Here is a 21001-nt window from a genome sequence, read left to right on the forward strand (position 1 = left end):
TACTGCGGTTAAATCTTTAATTCAAGATATATGACCTTGGGTATCAACTGCCAGGAGGAAAAGGAGTAGATTACATTATGGAATTGAATTTAGTAAGGCACGGAGAGGGAGAGCATACATCGAATGTTCCTGCAAGTCTGCATAAAAAAGATCCACATTTAACGTCTGCGGGAAAGAAAGAGGCTGAGAAATTGAGACATTTATATTCGCTCGAAGAAGGCGATCTCCTCTTGGCAAGTCCTTTAACTCGAACCCTTGAAACAGCATCCATATGGACAAAGGGATCAGATTGCAGGAGAGTTACAACTCCTCTCGTTGGACCCAGAATGTTTCCGCAGTTGAAAAATTGAACATCCCTTCCGTGTGATCAATTGTTGGATGTATCAGAAGTAAAAAATCGGTTTCCCAATTTTGAAATCCTACATACCGAATGGTGGCAAAGAGGAATAAATCAGGTAAAAGAGACGCTCTTTCAGCAGGCTGCCCATGAATTGCTGAACTGGTGCAGCAAGATGCTGCTGCGTCGTGTATTTATTGTGACACATGATGGAACGATTACATCTTATCGACAAATCATTGAGAATAAGACGTATGCAAGAGATGACTTTCCAGGAAACGCAGAAATCGTTACGCTCATCTGGCACTCGTAAAAGTAAATCCAAGGAAGTGATGAAGAAATGTATACGAGTATTTATTTTGTTAGACACGCGCATTCTATCTATACTCCTGAAGAACGGGAACGACCATTATCCGTGGAAGGAACAATTATGGCAAAGAAAGTAGCTGATCGATTAGAACAGGAAGAAATCGATCGTATATTTTCCAGTCCATACAGACGTGCTGTTCAAACTATAGAAGATTTAGGAACAAGAACGGGAAAAGAAATTATGATCGAGGAGGATTTTAAAGAAAGAAAGCTTGCTGGTAAACCTGTGGAAAATTTTCAGGATGCCGTAAAAAAGGTATGGATAAATGAACATTTCAGGTGGGCAGGCGGAGAATCTAATGTCCAGGCGAAGAAAAGAGGCACAAAGCGATTAGAATCATTATTGGAGAAGTTCAAGGGGGAAAAGCTGGTCATCTCCACTCATGGGAACTTAATGGTATTGATGATGAATGATTTTAATCCAGCCTTTGACTATTATTTTTGGGAGCAGCTTAGCATGCCGGACATTTATCTATGTACTTTTCAGGGCAGGGAAATGCTTTCGGCGAGAAGACTTTGGGAGTAACCCTGCCCTTACGATTTAATTTTTACTTTGATCCAGAGGACAAACTCCATCTTTGCAGTGTCCCGTAGGAACGATGGATCTCTTTTGTGCCACGTAGTCGTAAATTCGATCACCTATGCCGATGATTTTGGCTGCAGACATCAACAAAGTCATTCCCCACAATAACGGCGTTCTTTTAGTAATCTGAATCAAGGAAGAGATCCCTTCTTTATGCTTCCTGCTGTTTATTCGTTTACTTTGTATTCGTTTTTCTAATTTCTGCTGATCAAGCGAGTACGTTTCCATAACGGACTTTTCTCGAAAGTTTTCAAATTCAAGTAACTGGAACGTATCCACTTTTTCTAGATTTGCTTTTGCATTTTTACAAAGAGGGCACCAGCCATCGTAAAAAATAATTACTTTTTGATTTCTGAACGGTTTCATTGCATCCTCTTCTTTCCATGAACGTATGGTCTTTCTATCTATTATCCTATGCCAAATCAACTAGGGAATCAAGGTATTCTGCAATTTACAGGGGGTCGGAACATGTATGGTTTTATTGCGCTTTTTGACAGAGAAACTGAGATGAAAATTCGAGCAATATGGAAGGAGCTTGAGGAAAAGTCCATCTCCTCTTACGCAGAGCAGGTGAAGGATCGAAGGCCGCATCTCACGCTGGCCAGCTATGTGAATGTAAATGAAGAAAAATACATTCAAAAAATCCGGCAGGCTTATGAAAATCAATCCGAACTGGAACTTACCTTTCCATCCATTGGTTCTTTTCTTCAATCAGGTGCCTTATTTTATTCACCTATTTTGACCGAAGCTTTAATGCAGCTTCACAGATTCCATTACCGGACATTTGAGGAATGGCACAGCGAATCGCATCCTTTATATCGTCCTGACCAATGGATACCGCATTGTACGCTTGCCAATAGACTGGGACATGATAAATTACTGGAAGCATATAACTATTGCTTGCAAGTACATCACTCTATCCATGGAAAGATAAATCGTGTTGCTCTTATTAAAGCCGTTCCTTTAACGAATAATCGACGTAAAGAAGAACTTCTGTTTTCTCTGCCTTTATGGAAATAGGAGGCATTAAGCGAGGGGTCCAAAGGCTTTTTTTTGTATAGTTATGGCCTTATTTATTTTTATAGAAAAGAAAAAGATTTTAATATATTCTGAACGAATTTCATTCCTTATACGTCTTATAGCTGACCGGACAGAGAGGAGCCTGCTATGGAACATGAGGAAGATCATGAATTAATTATCAAAGCTCTGAACGGGGAAGAAGAAGCCTACGCCCTGCTTTTTGAGCGCTATTATTCCTTTCTTTATAAATATTTACTCAAACTAACGCTTGATGAGCATGAAAGCAAAGATCTTGCACAAGAGACCATGATGAAATGTTATACCCAGCTAACATCGTACAAAGAGAAGGGCAAGTTTTCAACCTGGATGATTTCCATTGCCTCCCATTTATATATGGATGGCCTTAGAAAGCGAAAACGAGAACTGAACTGGCTGCGAGAAGAAAAGAAAGCCATTTCACGAAAGCTCAATTGGCAGGCTGAAGCTCAAGGTATCCAATTCAGCGAAGCATTTTCTGAATTTAACGAGCTTTCTGATGATCAAAGGGTACCGATCCTTTTACACCACTATTACGGATATACTTATGAAGAAATCAGCCGGATGTTAAGGATAAAGACAGGTACAGTCAAATCCCGGGTTCACAATGGTTTAAAATGGCTCAGGCAGAAGCGGGAGGAAGAAAATGGGTAAAGACAAAAATGATGTTTTAATAATGCTTAGGAAAGATTGGAACGAGTTTGACCAGATTAATGATTATTCACCTTCTAAACAAGAGCTGCTGAAGTATATAGTTGATACAAAGCTAGAAAGGAAAAAAGCCTTTTTCCTGGAATTCGGCTTGTTTTTATTTACTGCTTTTATTATTTTAGCTGGACTGATCATGAGTGTTTTACAAGCTCCGGTTGCGTTCTTAGTTCTTCAAGCTGTAGCGGCCTTTATTCTTCCTGTGATATTTTTCCGGCTATACAAAAATAGCAGACAGAAAGGGGATGTGAGGTTATGACAAAGCTGCAAATGTTTGTATTATTACCTGTTCTTGCTGTTCTGTTGCTTACTCAGAGCACTTTGTTATTTACAGATGCTAAAAAGAAGGGAAACTATGCGTGGTTATGGGGAATTTGGGGATTAATTCAGCTTCCTATGCCAAGCCTGTTTTACTGGCTGTTTGTTATTATTCCAAGGAAACGGAGAAGAAAAAACGAAGATTTTGAGTAGAAAGAGTAGTTTTTAATGTTTGTTCTCTATGCTTATAGAATCCCAGCTTGTGGAAAAATCCAACGGTTTTTCTATAGGCTGTTTTTTATGCACGAAAAAACTTAGAGACCAATAATACGATCGTAAATGAAATGAGTTTTCTTTCAAGGTTCAGTTACTTTTCTTTGAACGAGAGAAGAAAAATATGGTATGTCTATATAGAAAGATACAGTTTATGAGAGGAGCTGTAAAAGTGAAAATCGCTAAAGGTATCGAGATGTTAACTCTTGATATGCACGGAATAGAAATTCACCCGACCCTTATTTGGGATGATCATGAAGCCATTCTCGTCGACACGGGCGTCCCAGGACAGCTTAAGCAAATCAGAGCGGAAATGGAAAAAGCAGGAGTACCTTTTGAAAAGTTGTCTACAGTTGTACTCACCCATCAGGACTTAGACCACATTGGCAGTTTACCTGAAATTCTTGAGGCGGCTGGAAAAGAAGTAAGAGTATTGGCACATGAACTGGCTAAACCTTATATTGAAGGAAAGAAACATTTGATTAAAGCAGACCCGCACCAAATGGAAAAAGAAAAGTGGGATAGTTTATCAGAGGGACAAAAGAATATGTATTTTAATCCTCCCCGTGCACCGATTACAGAAACACTAACCGATGCACAAGTACTGCCTGATTGTGGTGGTATAGAAGTGATTTTTACCCCTGGACATGCTCCCGGTCATATTTCTTTATACGTACAGAAAAGTAAAACACTCATCGCTGGTGACGCGTTGATGGGCTCAAATGGCTCTCTAACAAAACCTTCAGCCCAGCATACGTTAGACATGAATCAGGCCCTTCATTCGGTTAAAAAAGTTCAAGAGAAAGAGATTGACCGAATAGTTTGTTACCACGGGGGTTAGTTGAAAAGAATGTGAATGCACAACTGCTTACAGTTGTTTCTTCTTAAAGCAAAGCTAAAGGCTTACTGCTCTCAGATTTTCAGCTTTCAGAAAATCCAATGGTTGAAAGTTTCTTTGGCGATCAGAAAAAAATTTTTTCAAGTGAGAATAATCCAATCCAGCGTAAAAATACATGATCCAGGATTAGATTCCCTCTTATAGTTTGAGAAACCTTTTGTGTAAAAGGCATTCATGCTCTTAATTAAGAAAGGAGAATGGAGATGTGGAATGAAAACGAGTTAACAGTGAAGTTAGGACTTTCCTATCCGATCATTCAAGCAGGTATGGCAGGTGGGGTAACGACGCCGGAGCTGGTAGCTGCTGTCTCTAACAGCGGGGCACTTGGAACCCTTGGGGCTGGATATATGGATCCGGATTCTCTGAAGGAAAGTTTGGAAAAAATAAAACAGCTCACTTCCTCTCCTTTTGCAGTAAACGTGTTTGTACCTGGCTCACCCGATAGTAATCTACAAGAAATACAAGCAGCAAGTTCCAAACTTGAGAAATATCGAAGCACTTTGCAAATCCCTGAGGAGCCGCTTCCTTCTGAATTCACTTTTCCATTTGAAGAGCAAATGAAAGTAATCATAGAAAGCGAAGTAAAAATCTGCAGTTTCACTTTTGGAATTCCTCCTGAATCAGTTATCCATACGTGTAAAGAACATCAAATGATGTTGATTGGAACAGCGACTACAGTGGAGGAAGCCATTTTGAATGAAAAAGCAGGAATGGATATGGTTGTGATGCAAGGGAGTGAGGCCGGAGGACATAGAGGTACCTTTTTAAATTCTGCTGACATGTCAATGGTAGGAACGATGGCTCTAGTCCCCCAAGCTGTGGACCAAGTGTCCATTCCGGTGATTGCGGCAGGCGGAATCATGGACGGCAGAGGGATTTTGGCTTCATTAACATTAGGGGCTCAAGCAGCCCAGCTGGGAACGGCTTTTTTAACGACTTTTGAAAGTGGTGCTAAAAAGCAGCACAAGGAAGCGGTACTTAAAGCACAAGAGAATGATACGCTTGTGACTGAGGTTTTCAGCGGAAAACCAGCGCGCGGCATCTATAATGAGTTTATGGAAGACTTGAAAAGTTTTTCCGCCATTCCTTCCTATCCCATTCAAAATACGTTGACGAAATCTATTCGCAGGGAAGCGGCGGCTCAAAATAAACCTGAATGGATGTCATTATGGTCAGGGCAGGGGGCAAGACTAAGCAGAAACGTCCATGCCAAGGAATTAATTGAGAGTGCCGTTTTCGAGATCGATAAATTAATACAAAACTGGTAACACAATAAAGAAATGTTTCATCTTGAAAAAGATGGAGGTTCCATGATAGCGGTTCTTAATTCCCCTTATTCACGTACGATTTGATTGAAAGCAGTTGAATTACTTGATAAACTAATCGTAACACAACGAAGTAAAGGAGCCAGAGTGATGGATTTTAATATCTTTATGAACGACGTTGTCACACAGGCACGTGATGAAATTAATAAAGCAGGGTACAAGGAGTTAACAACTCCTGAAGAAGTTAATAACGCATTGCAAAAGGAAGGTACAACCCTTGTCATGGTGAATTCAGTATGTGGATGTGCAGGCGGCGTTGCCCGTCCGGCAGCTGCTCATGCGATTCATTATGATAAGCGGCCGGATCATTTAGTCACCGTATTTGCCGGTCAGGACCGTGAAGCAACTGAACGCGCACGTGAATACTTCGAAGGTTATCCTCCATCTTCTCCATCCTTCGCTTTATTGAAAGATGGTAAGATTTTATCTATGGTTGAACGTCATGATATTGAAGGGTTTGAACCTATGGAAGTGATCGGAAAGCTGCAGCGGTTGTTTGATGAATATTGCGAAGAAGTTTAACATGGTCTTGCAAGGATCTTTGTTTTAAGCAAAGATCCTTTTTTACGTTATTTGCAAGAAAAGAGGTGGGGAAGAAATTTGAAAATAGGGTATCGAACAATAAAAACAGCATTCGGAACGCCTGTTGCTATTTGGATTGCCCAGTTAATCGGACTTACTAACTTCGCGTCTGCAGGTATTTTGACGATCTTATGCATTCAGGTCACTAGAAAACGTTCTTTCCTTACCGCATGGCATCGCTTTTCTGCTTGTGTACTGGCCATGGGATTTTCCTATTTATTTTTTGAAACGGTAGGGTATAATCCAATCTCCATCGGATTGATGCTGTTCGCTTTTATTCCTGCAACGGTCTGGCTTAATTTAACTCCGGGAATTGTAACCAGCTCCGTTATTATTCTGCATTTATATGGGACTTCTCATATAACTTGGAGCAATATTTGGAATGAACTGCTGCTAATAATCGTCGGAATCGGTACAGCTCTATTATTGAATTTGTACATGCCTAGTTTAGAGACCAAGCTGTTGAGTTACCAAGAGCAGATTGAGCAGAACTTTGCAACGATTTTAAAAGAAATTGCGAAGTATCTGCATGATGGAAATGAGGTTTGGACAGGAAAAGAATTAACCGAAACAGCCCACTTATTAGAAGAAGCAAAATCCTTATCATTTCGTGACGTAGAGAATCATCTGCTGCGCACACACAACAAGCATTATCATTATTTTCAAATGCGGACAAAACAATTTGAACTGCTCGAACGCATGCTTCCCCTTGTCAGCCGAATTTCAGGTAAGTATTCTCATTCTCTGAAGATTAGTGATTTTTTTGAAAAGTTGGCGGATGCTGTTCATCCGGGTAATACCGCTGTCATTTACCTTGAAGAGCTTAGTCGGATTTGGGATCATTTTCGAGAAGAGGACCTTCCAAAATCGAGAAAAGAATTTGAAGTAAGGGCGAGCCTGTACCAGCTATTAAAAGAAATTGAACAATACCTAATTATTAAGCGGTCCTTTAAGAAGAGTGACGTATAAGCGAGTAAGGATCGGGAAAACTCTTTGTAAAAGGATGACTTTGGATGAAACTCGCTGTTATATTGTTATTCGTTATAGGTTCTTTTGTACCGCCTACGGCATCAGGGGACCCAGTTATTGTAGTCAATAAAGCCACTCATGAACTTGGTTTGTTTCAAAATGGCAGGGAGGTTTTTCATGCTCCTGTAGCGACTGGAAAAACAAAAGAATTAACTCCCGAGGGTGTGTTTACTATAAAAGTCAAAGCTGTAAACCCCTATTATCGCAAGAAGAATATTCCTGGCGGGGACCCAAGAAACCCATTGGGGAGCCGTTGGATTGGTTTTGACGCCAATGGAACGGATGGCAGGATTTTCGGAGTACATGGGACAAACAAGCCGGCGTCAATAGGAAAGTCAGTTTCAGCAGGATGTATAAGAATGAAGAATCAAAATGTAGAGAAATTGTATGACCTTGTCAAAGCAGGCGATAAAATTATTGTGACTAATCAAAATAAGAGTTTGGCCCAAATCTACCATGACTGGGAAAAAAACACCCTTCAATCGATGATGCAGTAATACCCCGGTTTCAACTGTATGCGTTTTAAAAAAAGATTCCCTCTCAAAAATCAAGAGAGGGAATCTTTTTTGTCCTGCTGTCTGTTTTTCCTAATGGCTCAGCTTCTGCTTTTAGGCAGAGGGCATTATTGATGTTTATTAAGATCATACGCATAGGCGTATGCATTACATGAAGAAAGCAGCACCTGTTAATAGGGAAGAAACAACCATTGCAGCAATCATTAAAATAACCACTGCTTTCATACGGCGTTCCCTTTTGGATTTTTTCTTCCTGGGCGGATGTTTTTCTGTTTGTTTTGAAGCCAAGGTTCTTAACCTCCTTCTTGCTCATTCCTAAGGTTATTTTACATGGAAAAAACAAATTGGACAAGGGAGCTAAATCAATTACAATAGGAATAGATAGACTACCTAATTTATGGATGGTAAGCGCTTTAATTTTTGTTATGATAGGAATGGTAAGTTTATCATAAGGAGGCAGAATGATGGGACATTCATCGGAGAATCACCCGAAAAAATCGTGGGAGAAGGCTGTAGAAAAAGCCTCTGCACGTTTTCCAGAAAGAAAAGAATCTTTTGTAACGAGTTCAGAACTGCCTATTGAACGTTTATACGTTCCCGAAATCCAGGAAGAACAATACATAAATGAGCTGGGGTATCCTGGCGAGTATCCTTATACAAGGGGAATTCAACCCACCATGTATAGAAGCCGTTACTGGACGATGCGTCAGTATGCAGGTTTTGGATCTGCGGTAGAAACAAATGAGCGTTTCCGTTACCTGCTGAGCCAGGGACAGACGGGCTTATCCGTAGCCTTCGATCTGCCTACCCAAATCGGCTACGATTCGGATGATCCGATGGCGGAAGGGGAAGTAGGAAAGGTTGGAGTGGCCATTGACTCGCTTTTTGATATGGAGCAGCTGTTTGACCAGATTCCTTTAGACAAAGTAAGCACATCAATGACGATCAATGCGCCAGCATCCATTTTACTTGCCATGTATATCGCAGTTGGCGAGAAACAGGGAGTAGACCCTGCACAACTGACCGGTACAATTCAAAATGATATACTAAAAGAGTATATTGCAAGAGGCACTTATATATATCCCCCCCGCCCGTCTATGCGGCTGATTACAGATATTTTCAGTTATTGTCACCAAAACCTTCCGAAATTCAACACGATAAGCATTTCAGGCTACCACATCAGGGAAGCAGGCTCCACTGCAGTGCAGGAAGTAGCGTTTACTATCGCCAATGGTATGGCATACGTAGATGCGGCATTAGAAGCAGGAATGGAAGTGGATCAATTTGCTCCACGTCTGGCATTTTTCTTCAATGCTCATAATCAGTTTTTTGAAGAGGCTGCAAAGTTTCGCGCTGCTAGGAGAATGTGGGCGAAAATTATGAAAGACCATTATAAAGCAGAGAATCCAAAGAGCTGGAAGCTGCGCTTTCATACTCAGACGGGAGGAAGCACATTAACCGCCCAGCAGCCGGATAACAATATTGTCAGAGTTACGCTGCAAGCGCTTGCAGCGATCATGGGTGGTACTCAAAGCCTTCACACCAATTCAAGGGATGAAGCTCTGGCGCTGCCTACCGAAGATTCAGCGAGAATTGCCCTCAGGACACAGCAGATCATCGCCCATGAGAGCGGCGTTGCGGATACGATCGATCCGTTAGGCGGGTCTTATTATGTAGAAGCTTTGACGGATCAGATTGAAAAGGAAGCCAATGGGTACTTAGAACGTATTCAAAAACTTGGCGGTGCTGTTCAAGCGGTTGAAGATGGCTATATGCAAAGAGAAATACAGAGAGCAGCATACGATGCCCAGAAACGGATCGAATCGAAAGAGGACATTGTTGTAGGGATGAATGAATTTACATTAGAAGAAGAGATTAATCCGGATCTTCTTCGTGTAGACGAGGCTTTGGAAGCTGGACAAATCCGTAAGCTTGAAAAAGTTCGTGCAAATCGGGATGATGAGCAAATAAAGCAACGATTAAAGCAGTTAAGAGAAGCGGCAAAAGGCAGTGATAACTTGATGCCTCATATCGTTTCGGCAGTTAAGGCGTATGCAACTGTAGGAGAAATTGCGAATGTTCTCCGGGAAGAATTTGGGGAATACAGTGGGATCTAGAAAGGAATGGACAAATGATGAAACCAATTCGCGTACTTATAGCTAAACCAGGACTGGATGGGCATGATCGAGGTGCATTAATTATTGCCCAGGCCTTAAGAGACCATGGGATGGAAGTGATTTATACCGGTTTAAGACAATCGGCTGTGCAAATTGCCCGTGCGGCTGTCCAGGAAGATGTTGATGTAGTCGGTTTATCCTCCCTTTCAGGCGCTCATAAATCTTTGTTTCCCAAAGTTGTTCAGGCCCTTGCCGAAGAAGGAGCCCAGGACATTCCTGTTATTGGAGGAGGAGTGATCCCTGCAGAAGATATTCCCTACCTGGAGGACAAGGGAGTCAAGAAAATCTTTACAAGTGGATCACCTACGGAAGCTATAGCCGTTTATATCAGGCAGCTCATGAATAAACAAACCATTACTTCCCCTGAAAAAATAAACCATATTGGTATTGCTGTGGAAAGTTTGGAGGAGGCACTTCCTTTCTATCAGCATACGCTTGGACTATCTATAGACGCTGTAGAAGAAGTGGCTTCCGAACAGGTTCGCGTAGCTTTTATGAAAATTGGCGATACTAGAATTGAATTGCTAGAGCCCACTTCCGAAAACTCACCTATTCAAAAGTTTATTACGAAAAAAGGACAGGGCATCCATCATATTGCACTCGAGGTGGATGATATTGAAATGAGGATCTCCCAGTATAAAGAGCAGAATGTTTCACTCATCAATGATCAGCCTAAAACCGGAGCCCATGAAAGCCAGATTGCTTTTATCCATCCAAAAGCTGCTAATGGCGTGCTTTACGAGCTTTGTCAGCCAGGTAAGAAGGAGTGAGAATACGATGGACATTTACGACAAAATAAACGAATTATATGATAAACGAAGAAAAGTACAACTCGGCGGTGGAGATCAAAGAATCGACAAACAGCATGAAAAAGGGAAATGGACGGCTCGAGAACGAATTGATTACTTGCTGGATGAGGGGACTTTTGTGGAATTAAATCCATTTATGGAGCATCGTCATGAAGATTTCGGCGTTAAAGAAGCTCCTGGAGAAGGTGTAGTGACTGGATTTGGAAAGATCAATGGACGGGACGTGTATTTATTCGCTCAGGATTTTACAGTGTTTGGAGGAGCACTAGGCGAAATGCACGGCAAAAAGATTGCAGCAGTCATGGATCTGGCCGCTAAAAACGGCACACCTTTTATCGGCTTAAATGATTCAGGAGGGGCGAGAATTCAAGAAGGGGTTTCTTCCCTGGATGGCTATGGACATGTGTTTTATCGCAATTCCATTTATTCTGGTGTGATTCCGCAAATCTCAGTCATTATGGGACCTTGTGCTGGAGGTGCCGTATATTCTCCTGCCATAACGGACTTCGTCATTATGGTTGAAGAAACTTCGCAGATGTTCATTACAGGACCTAAAGTTATCGAAACGGTTACCGGCGAGCAGATTTCTGCAGAAGACTTGGGTGGGGCGAATGTACATAATACGTTGAGCGGTAATGCTCACTTAAAAGCGAGGGATGAAGCAGGTGCTCTGGATTCGGTGAAAGAGCTGGTCAGTTACCTGCCTTCGAATCATAATGAAAAGCCTCCTGTCTATGAGATTGAAGAAAAAGACCATTACCGGCCGGAACTGACAGATAAAATTCCGTTTGACCCGGTCCGCCCCTATGACGTGAGAACCATTCTTGAAGAAGTGGTCGATAAAGAGTCATTTTTTGAAATTCACGCTGATTTTGCCAAAAACATTGTGGTAGGTTTTGCTCGCTTAAACGGAAAAACGATTGGGCTCGTCTGTAACCAACCTAAATATATGGCTGGCGGACTGGATATTGATTCCAGTGACAAAGCCTCTCGCTTTATCCGGTTCTGTGACGCCTTTAACATCCCTATTGTTACTTTTGAAGATGTCACTGGATTCTTTCCAGGAATTAAACAGGAACATGGCGGAATTATCCGTCATGGTGCTAAAATTCTGTACGCTTATTCGGAAGCGACTGTTCCAAAATTGACCGTGATTACCAGAAAAGCTTACGGCGGAGCTTACGTAGCGTTAAATAGTAAATCGATCGGTGCAGATCTGGTATATGCATGGCCCAATGCTGAAATTGCTGTCATGGGTCCGGAAGGAGCGGCTAACATTATTTTCGCAAAGGATATTAAATATAGTGAAGAACCTGAAGTGACGAGACAGCATAAAATTGACGAATATCGGGAAAGGTTTGCTAATCCATACGTTGCAGCAGGACTTGGCATGGTAGACGACGTCATCGATCCAAGAGACACTAGAAAAACGCTCATACAAGCCCTCGATATGCTGAAAAATAAACAAGAGGAACGTCCATTGAAGAAGCATGGCAACATTCCTCTTTAATTGACAGGCCCTTAGTGATCCGCTAACGTACTAAGAGGATGAGGCCTACATATAAGGAGGAAAAGTCAAATGGTAAATGTGAATAAAGAACGCCTGATTGAAGAATTTATGGAACTTGTGCAAGTGGATTCAGAAACAAAGCATGAGGAAAAAATTTCAAAACTGCTGAAAAATAAATTTGCTGAATTAGGCGTGGAAGTAAAAGAAGATCAAGCAAAAGATATTACTGGACATGGGGCCAACAATTTGATTTGCACGCTTAAAGGTTCGAAAGCAAATGTTGATCCTATCTATTTTACTTCTCATATGGACACTGTCGTTCCTGGCAACGGAATCAAGCCGTCGATTAAGGATGGTTATATCGTTTCGGATGGAAGCACCATTCTTGGAGCTGATGATAAAGCCGGAGTCGCTGCCATTTTGGAAGCTATACGAACTATTCAAGAGAACAAAATGGAGCATGGTGATCTGCAGTTTATTATTACAGTCGGGGAAGAAAGCGGATTAGTTGGAGCAAAAGCTCTTGAGAAATCAGACTTAATTGCTAAATATGGCTATGCTATTGATAGTGACGGTCAAGTAGGGAATATCATCGTAGCTGCTCCTACCCAGGCTAAATTAAAAGCAGTAGTCAAAGGAAAGACAGCTCACGCAGGCGTTGCGCCTGAAAAAGGCATTTCAGCGATCACTCTCGCCTCCAAGGCTATTGCCAACATGCCTCTTGGACGAATTGATGAAGAAACAACGGCTAACATAGGAAGTTTTGAAGGTGGAAAACAAACCAATATAGTATGTGACCATGTAGAAATTCTTGCAGAAGCGAGATCTTTGGTTCCTGAAAAAATGGAAGAACAAGTGAATAAAATGAAATCAGCACTTGAAGAAACAGCTTCAGCAATGGGAGGAGACGTCGAAATTCAAATCGATGTTATGTATCCTGGTTTTAAACAAAAAGAAGGCGATCAGGTCGTAGAAGTTGCACGAAGAGCTGCCAAACGTATCGGACGAGATAGTGAATTATTAACGAGCGGCGGAGGCAGTGATGCAAACGTCATTGCAGGACACGGTATTCCTACAGTCAACTTGGCAGTCGGCTATGAGGAAATTCATACCACAAATGAGCGCATGCCGGTCAGCGAGCTGGAAAAAGCGGCAGAGCTGATTACGTCGATCATTCAAGAAGCTGCTGAACAACAATAAGGTTACAGCATGAAGCGAATATTGTGACGTCATGGAGGTCTTAGCAGTTACGCTGGGGCCTCTTTTAAAATGGTAAAGTTAGGGATTTCTAATTGTTAAAAACCGCCGGCAGCAAAACTGCCGGCGGTTTTTAGTTAGTTCATTGGTTGTTGGGATGAAGGTGCAAAACTGTTGATCATCGTTTGCATATCCTGTTGAGTTAGTTGAGGGACCTGGTAGTAGCCCCTGTCATTTCGGTAAAGGAAAATTTCATAACTCATCTCAATTGTATTAGGGATGCTGTCCGCTATAACCCTTCTTAATACTGGATTTGTAATCTCTCCAGCAGCCATAGCCATTAACGAAGAAAGCCCTTTCATTTGCCCCAGCATAAAGGAGGAAATGTGGTCTTCTGTTAATTCGCTTGTAGATTGAATCGGTTTTTTGGGAGCGCCAGGTTTAAGTCCAAAGGTGACGTTATTGCTTTCATCCATGTTATACACCTGGGTAGGTTCTGAAGGCTTTTGCCCCGTTTTTAAGCTTTCTACGGCTGTATTATACATTTGGTTGAGAAACTGGGACTGAGCTTGAATCATCTGTCTTAACTCATTATCCTGTGCATAACCTTCATAAAGAGTGTAATTGTCTATACACCCGACCATAGATCCAAGGATTTCATGTGCATCAAACAATTCATGGCCACCGTGGCTCATAGGAGCTGGCATATATTCGGATTGAGGCATGCTGTTTTGATTTTGATTCATTTCGTTAGGATACTGCATTCATCTTCCTCCTGAAATTAATAATCACATGCTTTTTTAGTGTAGCTTATTAAACAAACCTCATACTTAGAAATGATTTCAAAAAAAGCCTTAAGAATCAGAGAATTCTTAAGGCCTTTATGCTTACATGTTTTCTGCCTGGCGATAACTCACTTTTTCGGTTTCCTCTTCTTCTGGTGGAGAAGTTTTCTTAATAAAAAAGGATAAGATTACTCCAATCAAAGAAAGGACAGTTACTACAAAAAATGCGACATTCACTCCGTGAATAGCAGGATAATCAATAGCGGGCTGAGATTGTGCCCGTTGGGCTGTTGTTGTCATAACCGTTACTAAAATGGCAGTTCCTATCGAAGCAGCTACCATACGGGTCGTGTTGGCCATCGCTGTTCCATGAGGGATCAGCTTGTTAGGAAGCTGATTTAATCCTGCTGTAGTTACAGGCATCATAACCATAGATAATCCAAGCATTCGAATGGCGTAAAGCACGGTAATAAAAGTAAACGTAGTGGATGAACCTAAAAAGGAAAAAACGAGCGATGATAGCGTGATTAACGATAAGCCTACGATCGCTAGCCACCTGGCACCAATTCTGTCGAATATTCTACCAGTAATCGGTGACATAAAACCTGTAATGACAGCTCCCGGCAATATTGCAAGCCCTGATTCCATAGCTGTAAAATCACGCATGTTCTGCATATAAAGCGGAATTAAAGTTTCTGCCCCAATCAATCCCATAAAGGCAATCATCGCTATAATTGTGGTTATGGTAAAAACAGCGTATTTAAATACTCTGAATTCAAGCATAGGCTGTTTCAGTTTCAACTGCCTTAAAATAAAGAACAAAAGTGAAACGACGCCTAAAGAAATAAACAGAATCGTTTGTGTATTTCCCCACCCGTAATTACCTGCTGAAGTAAACCCGTAAAGTAAGCCTCCAAATCCTATTGAGGAAAGCATGATGGACAATAGATCCATTTTCGGATAGGTCAGTTCGGTTACGTTTTTCATCACAAAGAAGGCAATGATAATATCAATAATAGCGATAGGGAGGATAATTAAAAACAACAGCCGCCACGAGTAATTCTCCGTAACCCAGCCTGATAGGGCAGGGCCGATAGCAGGGGCAAAGGAAATGACGAGTCCAATATACCCCATGGCTGCTCCGCGTTTATTTACTGGAAATATCAAAAGAAAAACGGTCTGCATCAAAGGAAGCATAATACCAGCACCGCTCGACTGCACAATACGGCCGAGGAGCAGGATTTGAAAATTGGGAGCAATAGCTCCGATAATGGTTCCTACTACAAAAATACTCATTGCAGATAAGAATAATTGTCTCGTTGTAAAGCGTTCAATAAGAAAAGCTGTAATAGGAATCATAATGCCGTTGACTAACATGAATACGGTGGTCAGCCATTGTCCAGAATTTGCAGACACATGCATTTCTTCCATAATGGGAGGGATGGCTGTAATCATCAATGTCTGGTTTAATATTGCGATAAAAGAACCTGCCAGTAATAGAGAAGCAATTAATATTTTATTGAAAGGCTGTGTCGTCACGATAACACCCTCCTTAATGACTTTAATGACAAAAATGATACCATTACATAAAAAATCCATTTAACGTGCTCACTATTTATAAGATTATACTGTGATGGAATGATCCACACAAACATAATGCTTACTATCATGATTGTTTAGAGATACAGGGAGCAAAGACTGCGTTATCCCTATGGAAAACAGCAGTGAAAATTATAGGTAGGGATTGTATAACTCACGCGAATGGTGTAGGATAAATGCATAAATAATTGAATGATGTTTTTCCACTAGGGGACCTTTCCGGCAGCAGCCGGAGAATGGTTGAGATTAAAGTCATACTTTAAGACCCTTAGAACCTGATCTGGCTTACACCAGCGGAGGGAAGTGGAGTGGCGGATTATTATAAACAATTGATGATATTCGGCAGAACCACTTCTTTTGCTCAGGAAAGAAGTGGTTCTTTTTTTTCACTTTTTTCCTCTTGTAACCAGATCGAAATCAAACAAGGAGAGGATAAAATTGACAAGAGGACTAAAATTAACAGACATTTTAATTACGATCGTCATTTCGCTTATTTTTGGAATCATTTATAAAGTCTGGGGCCCTTTATATGGCATAGTCTCAGCTGCCGGCCTGCAGCTTGAACAACTGATCTATGGCATGTGGTTCATTGCGGCACCGGTCGCTTACCTATTGATTCGTAAACCTGGTGTGGCCTTATTGGCGGAAGTGGCAGCTGCTCATGGAGAATTTATTTTTGGAGGTGAATGGGGGGTCGCTACTCTTATCTTTGGCCTGGGCCAGGGTCTCGCAGCAGAAGTAGTTTTCGCTGCGTTCCGTTACCGGCGCTATGACTTGATAATTGTGTCATTAGCAGCGGCTGCTTCTGCGTTAGTTTCCATCTTCATCGATTATTACTATAGTTTTTTAGGTGAGCTTGCCGTTTGGAACTTGTTCATACTAATTGTCGCAAGAATCGCAGGATCAATAGGAATTGCCGGGGTATTCAGCTATTATTTAGTTGCTTCACTTGAAAAGACAGGGGTCGCTTCTCTGGTTCGGCCTGCGGGAGAACTTGATTATGAATCCTTGGACTGAAATAACAGAGAAGTACGGTATTAAGAATCTGCGTTTGAAATTTCCTCAGACTGAAAAACTCTTGTTTAAAGATGTAACCTTTACCTTTAACAAAGGAGAGAAAATTCTCATTGTGGGGCCCTCAGGGTCTGGAAAATCTACATTACTGCAGGTTCTTTCCGGCTTGATTCCACATTCGATTCAAGTGCCGATAAAAACAGACGCGGCTAACCTTCCAGAAAGCAGAGGAATTGTTTTTCAAGACCCTGACAGCCAATTCTGCATGCCTTATGTGGATGAAGAAATTGCCTTTGTGTTAGAAAACTTACAAATAGCAAGGGAAGATATGGATCAGTATATTTCCTCTTATCTCGAAAAAGTGGGGCTTCGTCTTGCAACCAGCCACCAGCAAATCCGTTGGATGTCTGGTGGAATGAAACAACGCGCAGCGATTGCTTCTGTACTTGCGCTTGAACCCGAAGTGCTTTTTCTGGATGAACCCACAGCATTGCTTGATCGAGAAGGCACGCAGGAGGTATGGAATACGATAAAGTCGATAAGCAGGGACAGAACGGTTATTGCTGTTGAGCATAAAATTGACCAAGCGATTGACTTTGCTGACAGAATGATTGTCATGAACGAACAAGGTTTGTTGATTGCAGATGGTCGTCCGCAGGATATCTTAACTGAGTATAAGGGAGTATTGGATGAACAAGGGATTTGGCATCCCGGTGTATGGAAATCATACTTGGAAAAAAAAGAAAAACAAGAGTCCTATCCTTTGTTAAGTGAACCTCCAGTACTGTCCGTTTCAAACTTGAACGCTGTTAGAGGCAGGACTTCTATTATTCAAGCAGAGGAATTGTGTGCTTATCGAGGAGAATGGGTTACAGTAACCGGAAAGAATGGAGCTGGGAAAAGCACTTTGTTACATGCTTTAATGGGACTGGTAAAATCGACTGGAGACATAATGGTTTGTGGTAAAAAGAAAACCAAAACAAAATCCATTGCCAACGAGGTACAGCTCGTCTTTCAAAATCCAGAACATCAATTTGTTACTCAGTCCGTGCAGGAAGAAGTAGCTCATACCCTTCGTCTGCATAAATGGGATTCTCAGAAGGCTGAAAACCGCGTGCAGGAATTGCTTTCTCGTTTTCACCTAACTTCAAAGAAGAACATGCATCCTTATCAACTTTCAATGGGCCAAAAGAGAAGGCTGAGCCTCGCAGCGGCATTAGCTGCTGCTCCTTCAGTCCTTTTATTGGATGAGCCGACTTTTGGACAGGATGCAAAAAATACATTTGCCATATTAGATCATCTAGAAGAATTAAAAAGGTTAGGGACAGCCATTATTATGGTTACTCACGATGAAAATATTGTGAAGCATTTGTCAACTAAAACCTGGCATGCAGCAGATGGTACTATTATAGAAATGGACAGTTTTCAAGATAGAGGAGAAGTTCACCATGGATGAAACAATTTATGATAACGAGACTTGGCTTCATAAAGTAAATCCAAGTTTAAAATTTATCTTCGTCATTGTATTATTTACGCATCTGCTGTGGGTCGATTCTCTGGAATATCTGCTTGTGTTCTTAATGGGCTGTTTATTATTGTACGTAGCCTTTACAGGGCATTCGATGAAGAGATTGGCACTTATCGCTGTCCCTTTTCTTTTAATCTTTATTACTTCTTCTTCCTCCATGATCCTTTTTGGCCAGGGGAGTACGACTTGGTTTAGCTTTGGAATAGTAGAAATAACGAAAGAAAGCTTTTACAGAGGTTTATTTCTTGGAGTAAGAGGTGTGGTCTTTGCTGCTTTGGGAGTGGTTTTCAGCCTCACTACGCTTCCTGTCCGTCTTTTCTATTCACTTATGCAGCAATTGAAACTGAAGCCGAAATTTGCCTACAGTTTTATGGCTGCCATAAGAATGGTTCCTTTAATGGTATCAGAGGCACGTAACATTCAGTTCGCTCTAAAAGTGAGAGGCATGCACAGAGAGAAATCTATATCTGGAATTTTTACAACGTTAAAAGCTTATTCCATCCCCTTGCTTTCTCAAAGTATTCGTCGCGCCCATCGTATGGGAGTGGCTATGGAAGCAAAAGGATTCAATGATGCTCAGAAAAGAACGTATTATTATCGAATTGGGTTTTCGAAATATGACTTCTATTTCTTTCTATATTTTACAGGGGTAATCATTTTCGCTTTTCAAATTACTTCAACTCTGTAAGGAGGGTGCGTCCATTGCTGTTAAAGTTAATGATCTGCCAGGTTCCACAAGGTAAAGAGTCTTTAAAGGAGGAATGATGATGACCATAACATTTGTACCTATGGAAGAGACTGACTTTAACTCTTACTTAAAGATTTCACTTGGGGAATATGCCTATGAGCACGTAAAAGCTGGAAACTGGACCGAAGAAGAGGCCCTTCAAAAAGCAGAGGAACAGTTTAAAGAACTGCTACCAGAAGGATTAGAGACCGAAAATCACTACTTTTTTTCTCTTTATGATCATGAATTAGGGAATGTAGGGATATTGTGGCTGAATATTACGGAAGACAATCACGGGAAGAAAGGATTTATTTTTGATATTAAAATTGACGAACAGCATCAAGGTTCGGGACTGGGGAAAGGAGCCATGTACACTCTAGATGAGTACTGTCTTAAAGAAGGAATCAAACAAATGCGTCTGCATGTTTTTGCGCATAATCAAAGAGCAGTTGCCCTTTATGAAAAAATGGGGTTTATGATGACAGATTACATGATGAGCAAGATATACGAGTAATAGAATCAATCAAAATGACGGTTTAATATTTTGAAATAGTTAATATTCTGGTTTGTTATTTTAACAAGCATGTCCTTTTTAATAATTGTTATTTAAATATATAAAAAAATATAAAATGGATCCCAGCCAGCATTGACGCGACTTGTGAGCATTTTTGTCCTAATTTTTCAAAAAATTGATGTTTATCAACAATAACAGTGGGAATGTGGGGAGTACGTAGGAGAGTTCCCTAGGGGAAAAATTCACTAACACAGCTTAGAAGAGATCATAAATCTTTGACAAGGAGTGTTTGTAAATGCAAGATCTCTATCCTTCCCGCAAAAATAACAAACCAGAAATCATTGAACGCAAAGATCCAGTCATTCATTCAGATGTTACAAAGGAGAAAGGGCCTTTATCTGAAGAGCAAATCAACTTTTATCAAAAAAATGGATTTTTGCAAATTGAGAATTTTTTCTCCGATGAAGAAGTATCGGATATGCAGAAAGGAATTTTTGAATTACAGGATACAAACAAAGATGTTCAATCCGAAAAAGTGATCCGTGAACCTCAAAGTGATGAAATACGTTCGATCTTCCACGTTCACAATGACGATGAATACTTTAAAAAGGTTACGAATGATCAGCGGATTCTAGACATAGTACAATATTTACTAGGTAGTGATGTTTACATTCACCAATCACGCATTAACTACAAACCAGGCTTTACAGGTAAGGAATTCGACTGGCATTCAGATTTTGAAACATGGCATGTGGAAGATGGGATGCCAAGGATGAGAGCTGTGAGCCTATCCATTGCTCTCTCTGACAACTATACCTTTAACGGTCCGCTTATGTTGATCCCTGGATCTCAGAATTACTTCGTAAGCTGCGTAGGGGAGACTCCTGAGGACAACTATAAGGAATCCTTAAAGAAACAAAAGCTCGGGGTACCCGATCATAACAGCTTAAGATGGCTTGCCGATAATGGCGGCGGAATTTCTGTACCAACTGGAAAAGCTGGGGCGATTACTCTGTTTGAAAGCAATACAATGCATGGATCAAATGGAAATATCACCCCATATAGCCGTAACAACTTATTCATGGTATTTAACAGTGTAGAGAATAAATTAGTGGAACCTTTTTCAGGAGGTAAAGAACGTCCGGAGTTTATCGCTGTTAGAGAAGGGGCACGTCCATTAAGCTTCACTTAAGTGAATAGCTGAACTA

25 protein-coding genes and 1 riboswitch are annotated in these 21001 nt (G+C 41.1%); of the genes, 21 read left to right on the forward strand and 4 right to left on the reverse strand.

Features of this window, described 5'->3' with window-relative positions; genetic code table 11:
- The first annotated feature begins 77 nt into the window (after positions 1-77).
- Genes MUN89_RS11490 through MUN89_RS11500 form a run of 3 tightly spaced genes read left to right on the forward strand, consistent with a single transcriptional unit; the run spans position 78 to position 1232 of the window.
- A complete protein-coding gene (locus MUN89_RS11490; protein WP_244707845.1) occupies positions 78-350 on the forward strand; it encodes a histidine phosphatase family protein in 273 nt (90 codons plus the stop codon).
- 24 nt (positions 351-374) lie between these two features.
- Positions 375-650: a hypothetical protein gene (locus tag MUN89_RS11495; protein ID WP_244707847.1), complete on the forward strand. Its 276-nt coding sequence runs from the start codon at positions 375-377 to the stop codon at positions 648-650.
- 27 nt (positions 651-677) lie between these two features.
- A complete protein-coding gene (locus tag MUN89_RS11500) occupies positions 678-1232 on the forward strand; it encodes a histidine phosphatase family protein (protein WP_244707848.1) in 555 nt (184 codons plus the stop codon).
- 15 nt (positions 1233-1247) lie between these two features.
- On the opposite strand, the gene MUN89_RS11505 is transcribed toward MUN89_RS11500, so the two are convergent.
- Complete coding sequence (locus tag MUN89_RS11505; protein WP_244707849.1) at positions 1248-1655, reverse strand: thiol-disulfide oxidoreductase DCC family protein; 408 nt, start codon at positions 1653-1655, stop codon at positions 1248-1250.
- Between the two features lie 102 nt (positions 1656-1757).
- Between MUN89_RS11505 and MUN89_RS11510 the strand changes: the two genes are divergently transcribed.
- The 9 genes from MUN89_RS11510 to MUN89_RS11550 all read left to right on the forward strand — a co-directional run bounded on the left by MUN89_RS11510 (position 1758) and on the right by MUN89_RS11550 (position 7915).
- Positions 1758-2309 (forward strand): 2'-5' RNA ligase family protein, encoded by a 552-nt coding sequence (locus tag MUN89_RS11510; protein ID WP_244707851.1) that lies wholly within the window; start codon positions 1758-1760, stop codon positions 2307-2309.
- A 147-nt stretch (positions 2310-2456) separates the two neighbouring features.
- Complete coding sequence (sigY, locus tag MUN89_RS11515) at positions 2457-2999, forward strand: RNA polymerase sigma factor SigY (protein ID WP_244707853.1); 543 nt, start codon at positions 2457-2459, stop codon at positions 2997-2999.
- A complete protein-coding gene (locus MUN89_RS11520) occupies positions 2992-3312 on the forward strand; it encodes a YxlC family protein (RefSeq protein ID WP_244707854.1) in 321 nt (106 codons plus the stop codon). Before sigY ends, MUN89_RS11520 begins: the two co-directional genes overlap by 8 nt.
- A complete protein-coding gene (locus MUN89_RS11525; RefSeq protein WP_244707856.1) occupies positions 3309-3524 on the forward strand; it encodes a transcriptional regulator in 216 nt (71 codons plus the stop codon). Before MUN89_RS11520 ends, MUN89_RS11525 begins: the two co-directional genes overlap by 4 nt.
- A gap of 232 nt (positions 3525-3756) precedes the next feature.
- Positions 3757-4425: an MBL fold metallo-hydrolase gene (locus tag MUN89_RS11530; protein ID WP_244707858.1), complete on the forward strand. Its 669-nt coding sequence runs from the start codon at positions 3757-3759 to the stop codon at positions 4423-4425.
- Positions 4426-4685: 260 nt separating this feature from the next.
- On the forward strand, positions 4686-5750 hold the full coding sequence (locus MUN89_RS11535; RefSeq protein ID WP_244707860.1) for an NAD(P)H-dependent flavin oxidoreductase: 1065 nt from the start codon (positions 4686-4688) through the stop codon (positions 5748-5750).
- 147 nt (positions 5751-5897) lie between these two features.
- Positions 5898-6329, forward strand: a complete 432-nt coding sequence (locus MUN89_RS11540; protein WP_244707861.1) for a BrxA/BrxB family bacilliredoxin — start codon at positions 5898-5900, stop codon at positions 6327-6329.
- A 78-nt stretch (positions 6330-6407) separates the two neighbouring features.
- On the forward strand, positions 6408-7358 hold the full coding sequence (locus MUN89_RS11545; protein ID WP_244707863.1) for an aromatic acid exporter family protein: 951 nt from the start codon (positions 6408-6410) through the stop codon (positions 7356-7358).
- Between the two features lie 44 nt (positions 7359-7402).
- Entirely contained in the window at positions 7403-7915 is a 513-nt protein-coding gene (locus MUN89_RS11550) for a L,D-transpeptidase (protein WP_244707865.1), read from the forward strand.
- Positions 7916-8080: 165 nt separating this feature from the next.
- Here MUN89_RS11550 and prli42 read toward each other — a convergent pair whose 3' ends face one another.
- Positions 8081-8221 carry a stressosome-associated protein Prli42 gene (gene prli42, locus MUN89_RS11555; protein WP_244707867.1) on the reverse strand — a complete coding sequence of 47 codons (141 nt, stop codon included), beginning with the start codon at positions 8219-8221 and terminating at the stop codon, positions 8081-8083.
- Between the two features lie 176 nt (positions 8222-8397).
- Here prli42 and MUN89_RS11560 point away from each other — a divergent pair, with 176 nt between their 5' ends.
- The 4 genes from MUN89_RS11560 to MUN89_RS11575 all read left to right on the forward strand — a co-directional run bounded on the left by MUN89_RS11560 (position 8398) and on the right by MUN89_RS11575 (position 13629).
- Positions 8398-10050, forward strand: coding sequence for an acyl-CoA mutase large subunit family protein (locus MUN89_RS11560; protein WP_244713740.1), 1653 nt, complete (start codon positions 8398-8400; stop codon positions 10048-10050).
- A gap of 17 nt (positions 10051-10067) precedes the next feature.
- Positions 10068-10880 (forward strand): methylmalonyl-CoA epimerase, encoded by an 813-nt coding sequence (mce, locus tag MUN89_RS11565; protein ID WP_244713743.1) that lies wholly within the window; start codon positions 10068-10070, stop codon positions 10878-10880.
- 7 nt (positions 10881-10887) lie between these two features.
- Entirely contained in the window at positions 10888-12429 is a 1542-nt protein-coding gene (locus MUN89_RS11570; protein ID WP_244707869.1) for an acyl-CoA carboxylase subunit beta, read from the forward strand.
- A gap of 69 nt (positions 12430-12498) precedes the next feature.
- Entirely contained in the window at positions 12499-13629 is a 1131-nt protein-coding gene (locus tag MUN89_RS11575) for a M20/M25/M40 family metallo-hydrolase (protein WP_244707871.1), read from the forward strand.
- A 134-nt stretch (positions 13630-13763) separates the two neighbouring features.
- Here the strand turns inward: MUN89_RS11575 and MUN89_RS11580 are convergent, their stop codons facing one another.
- Positions 13764-14390 (reverse strand): spore coat protein, encoded by a 627-nt coding sequence (locus MUN89_RS11580; RefSeq protein WP_244707873.1) that lies wholly within the window; start codon positions 14388-14390, stop codon positions 13764-13766.
- Between the two features lie 123 nt (positions 14391-14513).
- Positions 14514-15950, reverse strand: coding sequence for an MDR family MFS transporter (locus MUN89_RS11585; RefSeq protein ID WP_244707875.1), 1437 nt, complete (start codon positions 15948-15950; stop codon positions 14514-14516).
- Positions 15951-16208: 258 nt separating this feature from the next.
- A riboswitch (TPP riboswitch) is annotated at positions 16209-16329 on the forward strand.
- A gap of 119 nt (positions 16330-16448) precedes the next feature.
- On the opposite strand from MUN89_RS11585, the gene MUN89_RS11590 reads away from it, so the two are divergent.
- The 5 genes from MUN89_RS11590 (at position 16449) to thpD (ending at position 20985) form a co-directional block, all read left to right on the forward strand.
- Positions 16449-17027, forward strand: coding sequence for an ECF transporter S component (locus MUN89_RS11590; protein WP_244707877.1), 579 nt, complete (start codon positions 16449-16451; stop codon positions 17025-17027).
- The gene (locus MUN89_RS11595) at positions 17011-18480 is read left to right on the forward strand and encodes an ABC transporter ATP-binding protein (RefSeq protein ID WP_244707879.1); all 1470 of its coding nucleotides are present in this window, start codon (positions 17011-17013) and stop codon (positions 18478-18480) included. Before MUN89_RS11590 ends, MUN89_RS11595 begins: the two co-directional genes overlap by 17 nt.
- A complete protein-coding gene (locus MUN89_RS11600) occupies positions 18473-19240 on the forward strand; it encodes an energy-coupling factor transporter transmembrane component T family protein (RefSeq protein ID WP_244707881.1) in 768 nt (255 codons plus the stop codon). Before MUN89_RS11595 ends, MUN89_RS11600 begins: the two co-directional genes overlap by 8 nt.
- 73 nt (positions 19241-19313) lie before the next feature.
- The gene (locus tag MUN89_RS11605) at positions 19314-19793 is read left to right on the forward strand and encodes a GNAT family N-acetyltransferase (RefSeq protein WP_244707883.1); all 480 of its coding nucleotides are present in this window, start codon (positions 19314-19316) and stop codon (positions 19791-19793) included.
- Positions 19794-20088: 295 nt separating this feature from the next.
- Entirely contained in the window at positions 20089-20985 is an 897-nt protein-coding gene (gene thpD, locus MUN89_RS11610) for an ectoine hydroxylase (RefSeq protein ID WP_244707884.1), read from the forward strand.
- Positions 20986-21001 lie beyond the last annotated feature (16 nt).

The organism is Halobacillus salinarum (genome assembly GCF_022919095.1).
Classification (GTDB): Bacteria; Bacillota; Bacilli; order Bacillales; family Halobacillaceae; genus Halobacillus_B; species Halobacillus_B salinarum.